The 9,482-nt window shown below is 43.4% G+C and carries 8 protein-coding genes; 7 read left to right on the forward strand and 1 reads right to left on the reverse strand.

Going from position 1 to position 9,482, the window contains the following annotated elements; all coding sequences use genetic code 11:
* Positions 1-169 precede the first annotated feature (169 nt).
* The 7 genes from LG34_RS14550 to LG34_RS14580 all read left to right on the forward strand — a co-directional run bounded on the left by LG34_RS14550 (position 170) and on the right by LG34_RS14580 (position 8,837).
* The gene (locus LG34_RS14550) at positions 170-1,567 is read left to right on the forward strand and encodes an aminopeptidase (RefSeq protein WP_109216706.1); all 1,398 of its coding nucleotides are present in this window, start codon (positions 170-172) and stop codon (positions 1,565-1,567) included.
* 13 nt (positions 1,568-1,580) lie between these two features.
* The gene (murB, locus tag LG34_RS14555; protein ID WP_109216713.1) at positions 1,581-2,489 is read left to right on the forward strand and encodes a UDP-N-acetylmuramate dehydrogenase; all 909 of its coding nucleotides are present in this window, start codon (positions 1,581-1,583) and stop codon (positions 2,487-2,489) included.
* A gap of 94 nt (positions 2,490-2,583) precedes the next feature.
* The gene (gene rapZ / locus LG34_RS14560; protein WP_109216707.1) at positions 2,584-3,459 is read left to right on the forward strand and encodes an RNase adapter RapZ; all 876 of its coding nucleotides are present in this window, start codon (positions 2,584-2,586) and stop codon (positions 3,457-3,459) included.
* Between the two features lie 13 nt (positions 3,460-3,472).
* On the forward strand, positions 3,473-4,438 hold the full coding sequence (whiA, locus tag LG34_RS14565; protein WP_109216708.1) for a DNA-binding protein WhiA: 966 nt from the start codon (positions 3,473-3,475) through the stop codon (positions 4,436-4,438).
* 2 nt (positions 4,439-4,440) lie between these two features.
* Positions 4,441-5,334: a diacylglycerol/lipid kinase family protein gene (locus LG34_RS14570; protein ID WP_109216709.1), complete on the forward strand. Its 894-nt coding sequence runs from the start codon at positions 4,441-4,443 to the stop codon at positions 5,332-5,334.
* A gap of 156 nt (positions 5,335-5,490) precedes the next feature.
* Positions 5,491-6,354: a class II fructose-1,6-bisphosphate aldolase gene (fba, locus tag LG34_RS14575; RefSeq protein WP_109216710.1), complete on the forward strand. Its 864-nt coding sequence runs from the start codon at positions 5,491-5,493 to the stop codon at positions 6,352-6,354.
* A 368-nt stretch (positions 6,355-6,722) separates the two neighbouring features.
* Positions 6,723-8,837 carry a glutamine synthetase III gene (locus LG34_RS14580; RefSeq protein WP_109216711.1) on the forward strand — a complete coding sequence of 705 codons (2,115 nt, stop codon included), beginning with the start codon at positions 6,723-6,725 and terminating at the stop codon, positions 8,835-8,837.
* 78 nt (positions 8,838-8,915) lie between these two features.
* Here LG34_RS14580 and LG34_RS16850 read toward each other — a convergent pair.
* On the reverse strand, positions 8,916-9,482 hold a 567-nt coding region (locus LG34_RS16850; protein WP_181369392.1), incomplete at its 5' end, for a hypothetical protein.

Below are 9,482 nucleotides of genomic sequence, written 5' to 3' on the forward strand. Positions count from 1 at the left end.
ATTCGGTTATGAGCAAGTAGCGAAGCGGATTGCGAATATCCGCTTGACCCAATGTAAAGAAGTCCCCTGTTTTTACGAGAATAAGGGATTTTGAATGATATTTTTTAATAAAACAAAATTAGAATGTCTGCTTCCCTTTACGGAGCACATTCAAAAGGAGTGTAACAATATGGAACGAAAAAACGCATGGAAAAAATATACAGAGGAAGAAAAAGCAGCAGTATTTGCTTACGGTGAAGAGTACCGTCAGTTTATCTCTGACTGCAAAACAGAGCGCGAGTGTGTCACAGAATTAAAGAAACGTGCAAAAGCAGCAGGATTTCAGGATATGGAAGATGTCATCGCAAATGGCATCACTCTGAAAGCCGGAGACCGTGTATTTGCAGATAACAAAGGTAAAAGTTTTGCTATGTATATCATCGGTAAGAAACCAATGCAGGAAGGTATGAACATCCTTGGCGCACATATCGATTCCCCGCGTCTGGATCTGAAACAGAATCCGTTGTACGAAGATACTGATATGGCATTGCTGGATACTCATTACTATGGCGGTGTAAAAAAATATCAGTGGGTAACACTGCCACTGGCAATGCACGGTGTGATCGCAAAAAAAGACGGTTCTGTCGTAGAGATCAACATCGGTGAGAAACCGGAAGATCCAGTATTTGGTGTCAGCGATCTGCTGATCCACCTTTCCGGAGACCAGATGGAGAAAAAAGGTGCAAAAGTCATCGAAGGTGAAGCACTTGATATTTTAGTTGGAAGCATGCCGCTGGAAGCAAAGACAGAGGAAGAGAAGAAAGTAAAAACTCTGGTACAGGCAAACGTGCTGAAAATTTTAAAAGAGACTTACGGTGTGGAGGAAGAAGATTTCCTTTCTGCTGAAATCGAGATCGTTCCGGCAGGTCAGGCAAGAGATTATGGTTTTGACCGCAGTATGATCATGGGCTATGGTCATGACGATCGCGTGTGTGCATATCCGTCCTTCTCTGCTATTATGGAGATGGAAGCACCGGAGCGCACAAGCGTATGCCTGCTGGTAGATAAAGAGGAGATCGGAAGCGTTGGTGCAACCGGAATGCAGTCCCGTTTCTTCGAAAATATGACTGCAGAAGTAATGAATGCCTGCGGCGATTACTGTGAATTAAAACTGCGCCGTGCATTACAGAATTCCAAAGTACTTTCTTCTGATGTAAGTGCTGCATTTGATCCGAACTATCCAAGTGTCATGGAGAAGAAAAATGCTGCATACTTTGGAAGAGGTCTGGTATTCAACAAATATACAGGTTCCAGAGGAAAATCCGGTTCCAACGATGCCGGTGCTGAGTATGTAGCTGAGATCCGCAAGATCATGGATGACAATCAGGTATACTTCCAGACCGCAGAACTTGGTAAAGTAGATCAGGGCGGCGGCGGAACCATCGCTTATATCCTTGGAAATTATAATATGCAGGTTATCGACAGTGGTGTGGCAGTACTGAACATGCATGCACCTTGGGAGATCATCAGCAAAGCAGATCTGTATGAAGCAAAATGCGGATATAAAGCATTCCTGAAAGATGCATAAATTGGAGCAGAGTATGAAAAAAGAAATATATGAAACGTTATGTCAGATCTGTGGTTCCGAACAGGTATTTTGTGAGGAATCCATGAGCCGGCATACGACATTTCGAACCGGTGGACCGGCAGATATTCTGGTGACACCGAAGGCAGAACAGATCAGTGAGATTCTTGCCCTGTGCAAAGAGAAACAGATTCCGTGGACGGTGATCGGAAACGGAAGTAATCTGCTGGTGGGCGATGGCGGTATCCGCGGCGTTGTTCTGGAAATCGGTAAACAGATGTCAGAGATTTCCATTGAGGGAACAAAAATCACAGCAGGAGCAGGTGCGATGCTTTCTGCCATCGCATCAAAAGCTGCCGCGCAGGAACTGACCGGTCTGGAATTTGCATCCGGAATTCCGGGAAGCCTTGGCGGAGCAGTTGTGATGAATGCAGGCGCTTACGGCGGAGAGATGAAGGACGTTCTGACAGAAGTAACGGTGCTGACACCGGAGGGAACGTTTCTGACGCTTCCGGTGGCAGAACTGGATCTGTCTTACCGGCACAGCATCATTCCGGAACGTGGATATCTAGTGGTATCTGCTGTTCTGGAGCTGCATCCAGGCAAAGCAGAAGAAATTCGTGCGGTCATGGAAGATCTGAAAGAAAAACGTGTGAGCAAACAACCGTTGGAGTATCCGAGTGCAGGCAGTACGTTTAAACGTCCGGAAGGATATTTTGCAGGAAAACTGATTCAGGATGCGGGACTTCGCGGCTTTCAGGTAGGCGGCGCCCAGGTATCCGAAAAACACTGTGGATTCGTGATCAACCGGGATCATGCCACATCGGCAGATATCTGTAATTTGATGAATCAGGTTTCTGAAATTGTTTTTGAAAAATTCGGTGTGCGTCTGGAAGCAGAAGTGAAGAAAATCGGGGAGTTTTAGCACGTTAGAAAAGTCGGAAAGAAGTTTTTGGCGAACAAGATTCGTGAAAGTCAGGACGACTGGAAAATAGGACATCAGGAGTAAGGTGAACAGTATGGAATATGTAATCGTGACAGGAATGTCGGGAGCAGGAAAATCAACTGCGTTAAAAATTATGGAGGATATCGGATATTTTTGCGTGGATAATTTTCCTATCCCACTGCTGGAAAAGTTTGTGGAATTTGCTGATTCCGGGGAAACACAGTTTCAGCGGATCGCTTTTGGTATGGACATCCGAAATGGAGAGGCATTACAGCAGTTATCCGGAATCATTCAGAATCTGCGTGCACGGGGAAATTGTGTGCAGATTTTATTTATGGATGCATCGGATGAAGTGCTGGTCAAACGATACAAGGAAACCCGTCGGGCACATCCGCTGGCAGGAACTGACCGGGTGGAAAAAGGAATCGAGTTGGAACGTAAGCAGGTAAAATTCCTGAAGGAGATGGCAGATTATATCATTGATACCAGTCAGCTCCTGACCAGAGAATTAAATGCTGCCATCGGTGATATTTTCCTTGGACATCAGGAATATGACAATATCTATCTGACAATCCTGTCTTTTGGATTCAAGTATGGGATTCCGGCAGATGCAGATCTGGTATTTGATGTGCGTTTTTTGCCGAATCCCTATTATCTGGAAGAACTGCGTCCAAAAACCGGAAATGATCCGGAGATTCAGCAGTTTGTTATGAATAGCCCGGAGGCGGGAGAATTTTTGGACAAATTGGAAGATATGGTGCGTTTCCTGATCCCTAATTATATCAAAGAAGGGAAAAATCGCCTGGTGATTGCGATTGGGTGCACCGGTGGAAAGCACCGTTCGGTTACATTGACGAATGCACTTTACGAGAGATTAAAGAAAAATCAGAAATATGGTTTGCGGGTAGAACACCGCGATATTGATAAAGACGCAAAGCGTGGAAAGTAGTTGAGGAAGTAATATGTCTTTTTCTGGAGAGATGAAGGAGGAGATTGCCCGTCTGATTCCGATGCAGGAAGCGGATGTACGGGCAGAACTTTCCGCCATTATTCGTTTCTGTGGAAGAATTATACGGTTGGAGGACAGTGTGGCGGTTCTGGTGGAAACGGAAAATGTGGCACTGGCAAAGACGTTTGTAAAACTGATCAAGAAAGCATTTGACATTCAGGTGCAGCTGGAGATACGCAGACACGGAGCCGGAAAAAATAATCAGTATTTTATATTGTTGTCGGAGCGACCGGAGGATATGCTTTATTCGGAGGAACTTCCGGAGCGGCAGAAACTCCAGCAGGCGCTGCGGGATATTTGTATCTGGAGTGCACAGGCAGAACCGCGGGACTTGCTGCAGACGTTAGGAAGCAAGCGTGCTTATATCAGAGGGGCATTTCTTTGTGCCGGTTCTATGAGTGATCCGGGCAAATCCTATCACTTTGAGATTGTTTGCGAGGATGAACAGACAGCAGCATTTTTAAAAGAACAGATGGCAGCATTTTTTGTACATGCAAAGATTATTCTGCGAAAGCAGAAATACATTTTGTATCTGAAAGACAGTGAGGAGATCATTCAGATCCTGAATGTGATGGAAGCACACAAGTCCCTGATGGAACTGGAAAATATTCGTATTATCAAGGAAATGCGAAACAGTGCAAACAGGCAGTCCAACTGTGACTCTGCCAATATTAATAAAATGGTGCGTACGGCAGCGCGGCAGGTGGAAGACATTCGGTATATTGAGGAAACTATCGGATTAGAGCAGCTTGCCCCGGCATTACGGGAAATGGCGCAGGTACGTCTGGATAATCCGGATGTATCTTTACAGGAACTTGGAACCTATCTGGATCCGCCAGTTGGAAAATCAGGCGTGAACCACCGGCTGAGAAAACTGAAAGAGATTGCAGAAGGCTTAAGGACTGAGGAGGGTGAATAGAAATGGATAAGAAAAAATTATTATTTATATTTAATCCGCATTCCGGAAAAGGACAGATTCGAATGCAGTTGGTGTCCATCGTTGATACTTTTGTCAAAAATGGATATGAGGTTACCATCTATCCGACACAGGAAAAGGAAGATGCAGTCCATAAAGTGGAAGAACAGGCAGAAGAATATGATCTGGTTGTGTGCAGTGGCGGTGATGGAACTTTGGATGAGGTTGTTACCGGCATGATGCGATGTGATGGCATCGTTCCCATCGGTTATATTCCGGCGGGAAGTACCAATGATTTTGCCCAGTCTTTAAAAATTCCCAAAAATATGCTGCGTGCAGCTGAGATTGCCGTCAGTGGCCGGCAATTTCCCTGTGATGTAGGTGTTTTCAATGAGGATAATTTTGTATATATTGCAGCTTTCGGCTTATTTACAGATGTGTCTTATATGACAAACCAGAAGCTGAAAAATATTTTTGGGCATGTGGCTTATATTCTGGAGAGCGCAAAACGATTGTACGATATTCCATCCTACTATCTGGAAGTGGAAGTAAATGGTGAGACGATCCGGGACGAGTTTATCTATGGTATGATCACAAATTCTGTTTCTGTAGGCGGCATGAAAAACATGACAGGAAATAACGTAAAACTGGATGACGGTGAATTCGAGGTGACATTGATCAGGATGCCTCAAAATCCGATCCAGTTAAATGAGATCTTGTCTAATCTGGTGATGCCGAAGGATATAGAGACACCTTATATTTATACTTACAAGACGGATCATATTCGATTAAAATGCGAAGACTATGTACCGTGGACGCTGGATGGAGAGTTTGGCGGAGATCATAAAGAGGTAGAAATTTATAACCACTGTCGCAGAATTACCTTTATGGTAGAGTAATCTTGAAAGGACGTTTTGCGAATGGCGCGTGTGAACGGCAGCATTTTGATAGATTTTTATATGTCAGGTAAAAAATAGGACTTCCATTTTTTATCTGATAAGGTTATAATGTTATTATATTAACAATATTTTTTTAAACAAATGGAGGATCTCATTATGTTAGTTTCAGCAAAAGAAATGCTTGAAAAAGCAAAAGCAGGTCACTATGCAGTTGGTCAGTTCAATATCAACAACCTTGAGTGGACAAAAGCAATTCTGTTAACCGCTCAGGAGAATAACTCTCCGGTTATTCTTGGTGTATCTGAAGGTGCCGGCAAATACATGGCAGGCTACAAGACGATTGTTGGTATGGTAAACGGAATGCTGGAAGAGTTAAATATCACAGTTCCAGTTGCATTACATCTGGATCACGGCAGCTATGAAGCTTGCTACAAATGTATCGACGCTGGTTTCTCATCTGTAATGTTTGACGGTTCTCATTATCCGATCGAGGAGAACGTTGCCAAGACAAAAGAGCTTGTTGCTGTTTGTAGAGAGAAAGGATTATCTCTTGAGGCAGAAGTCGGTTCCATCGGTGGCGAAGAAGACGGCGTAATCGGAATGGGCGAGTGTGCTGATCCGGATGAGTGTAAAGCAATCGCTGATCTTGGTGTAACAATGCTTGCAGCAGGTATCGGAAACATTCACGGTAAATATCCGGAAAACTGGGCTGGCTTAAGCTTTGAGACTCTGGATGCAATCCAGCAGAAGACAGGCGATATGCCGTTAGTACTTCATGGTGGTACAGGTATTCCGGATGACATGATCAAGAAAGCAATCTCTCTTGGTGTTGCAAAAATCAACGTAAATACAGAGTGCCAGCTTGTATTCGCTGAAGCTACAAGAAAATATATCGAAGAAGGCAAAGACCTGGTAGGTAAAGGATTCGATCCTAGAAAATTACTTGCTCCTGGATTCGATGCTATCAAAGCTAAAGTAAAAGAGAAAATGGAGATTTTTGGTTCTATCGACAAAGCCTGAGAATTTGTAAAAAGTTACGAAAAATTAGCATTTTACAACTCATAATTGTTGAAATGGACAAAAATGTTTTTGGCCTCTTGCAATTTTCAGAATTTTGTACTATGTTAATTGCAAGACATGAATACGTGCTGAACAAGGGTGTTCCAACAAATGGTGGAATACCCTTTTCTGCTATAAAAAGATAAAATTGATCATTTAGCCAAATAATCTGATGAATAGTTATTTCGGATATGAACAGGCAGCATAAGCGGATGGAAAAACGCTTACTTATAGCAGAATTGTCCCGGATACATAAAAAGATGAGAACGGGCAGATCAGTATATACTCAGGGGACTGTAAAAATATGAGAAAAGAGAGGAATCAAGAAGATGAGTGAATATTTCAAAGTCACTGATATTTTCGGTGAAAATGTATTCAATGATACTGTGATGAAGGAAAGACTTCCGAAGAAAGTGTATCAGAAATTGCAGGAGACCATCAAAGAGGGAACAGATCTGGATCTTGCAACTGCAGATATTATTGCACATGAAATGAAGGAATGGGCAATCGAGCAGGGCGCAACACATTATACCCATTGGTTCCAGCCGCTGACCGGTGTGACAGCAGAGAAACATGATTCATTTATCACTGCTCCGAATGAGCAGGGTAAAGTACTGATGAGCTTTTCCGGTAAAGAGCTGATCAAAGGTGAGCCGGATGCATCTTCTTTCCCGTCCGGAGGACTTCGTGCGACATGCGAGGCAAGAGGATATACAGCCTGGGATTGTACATCCTATGCATTTGTAAGACATGATGCAGCAGGTGCAACACTTTGTATTCCGACAGCTTTCTGCTCCTATACAGGTGAGGCATTGGATCAGAAGACACCACTGCTTCGTTCCATGCAGGCAATCAACACACAGGCATTACGTTTACTGAAATTATTCGGAAATACAACTTCTAAAAAAGTTACTCCATCTGTTGGTTCCGAGCAGGAGTATTTCCTGGTAGATAAAGAAAAATATTTAAGAAGAAAAGACCTGATCTACACCGGTCGTACCTTATTTGGTTCCATGCCGGCAAAAGGACAGGAAATGGATGACCATTATTTCGGAAGCATCCGTCCACGTATCGCTGCATTTATGAAAGATGTTAATGAAGAACTGTGGAAACTGGGTGTTCCGGCAAAAACACAGCATAACGAGGTTGCTCCGGCACAGCATGAGCTGGCACCGATCTATGAGACCTGTAACCTGGCTCTGGATCACAACCATCTGGTTATGGAAGTACTGAAAAAGAAAGCAAACGAGCATGGACTTCAGTGCCTGCTTCATGAGAAACCATTTGACGGTGTCAATGGATCCGGTAAACATGATAACTGGTCTATCACAACAGATGATGGTATCAACTTATTAGAGCCTGGTAAAACGCCGCATGAGAACATTCAGTTTCTTCTGGTACTTGCCTGCATCTTAAAAGCAGTCGATGATCATGCTGATCTTCTTCGCTGGTCTGCAGCAGATGTTGGAAATGATCACAGACTTGGCGCGAATGAGGCACCGCCTGCCATTGTTTCCGTATTCCTCGGCGAGCAGCTTGACGATGTGATTTCTCAGCTGATCAGTACCGGTTCTGCTACACACTCCTTAAAAGGTGGTGTATTACAGACAGGTGTAGCTTCTCTGCCGGATCTTGCAAAAGATGCAACAGACCGAAACAGAACATCACCGTTTGCATTTACAGGAAACAAATTCGAGTTCCGTATGGTTGGTTCCCAGGATTCTATCTCTGCACCGAATGTTGTATTAAATACCATCGTGGCAGAGGCATTTGAGGAAGTTTGTGATGAACTGGAAACAGCAGAAGATGTCAACGAAAAAGCACATGATCTGATTAAAAAATATCTGACAGAGCACCAGAGAATTATCTTCAATGGTGACGGATATTCTGATGCATGGGTAGCTGAGGCAGAGCGCAGAGGCTTACCAAATATCAGATCTATGGTTGATGCAATTCCTGCACTGACCACAGATAAAGCAATCAATATGTTTGAAAAATTCGGCGTATTTACAAAAGCTGAGTTAGAGTCCCGTGAAGAGATTCAGTATGAAATTTATGCAAAAGAGATCAATATTGAAGCAAGAGCGATGATCAATATCACAAACAAGACATTGATTCCGGCAGTGATCAAATATATCACATCTCTGGCAGAATCCATCAATGCGGTAAAAGCAGCCTGCGATTGCGATATCAGTGTACAGACAGAACTGCTTCAGGAAGCATCCGGATTATTATCTGATGCAAAAGTGGCGCTGGCAAAACTGGAAGAAGTGACAGACAAAGGTCTGACCATGGAAGATGGTGCTGAGCGTGCAGCTTATTATCGGGATGAAGTTACAACTGCAATGGCAGAACTTCGTGCGCCGATTGATAAACTGGAGATTATTGTGGACAAGAAAGTATGGCCAATGCCATCTTACGGCGATCTCATCTTTGAGGTTTAAGAAACGGTATTATCTAATCCCCTTAGTTAGTATATACATCAATCGAAAAAGAACCGGAAGTCAAATTCCGGTTCTTTTTTATTTGGCAGAAACTTTTGTGAAAGGTTCTGATTTTAACTTTAAACGTCTGTTTTTTAATAAGATATAAAGTGCAGCCAGTGCGAAGCTGAGCGCAGAGGTGATCAGAAAATCGTCAATGCCATGATCCTTATGTTTATACAGCAGCTTATAGTAAATGCTCCAGACATACATGTGGATCAGATACAGGATCATACTGGAATGCCGCATAAAATGATAAATACGGTGCTTTTTTAGGGAAAGATTTTCTACAATACCAAAAAAGCTGACGGAAATAATAACCAGAAGACAGGCATCGACAACAGATACATGGATCAGAAAGCTGGCAATGCATCCGGCGGGAAGCAGGATTCTGTTCAGCAGAGCTGGAAGTTTTCGGTAGGCAAGCAACATTCCCAGAGGAAGATAAATTCCACCGGTAAAAATACGTCCGTGCTGTACCGTATTGTGTATAATCGGTAAAAGTGCCTGTATAGTTGTCGGAAAGTGGTCCGGAGAAGCAATCAGTGCGTCAATGGTAAAACTGATGACCGCGGAAATTCCACTTACCAGCAAAAATGTTACAGG

The sequence above is a fragment of the Eubacterium ramulus genome (assembly GCF_003122485.1).
Taxonomy (GTDB): Bacteria; Bacillota; Clostridia; order Lachnospirales; family Lachnospiraceae; genus Eubacterium_I; species Eubacterium_I ramulus_A.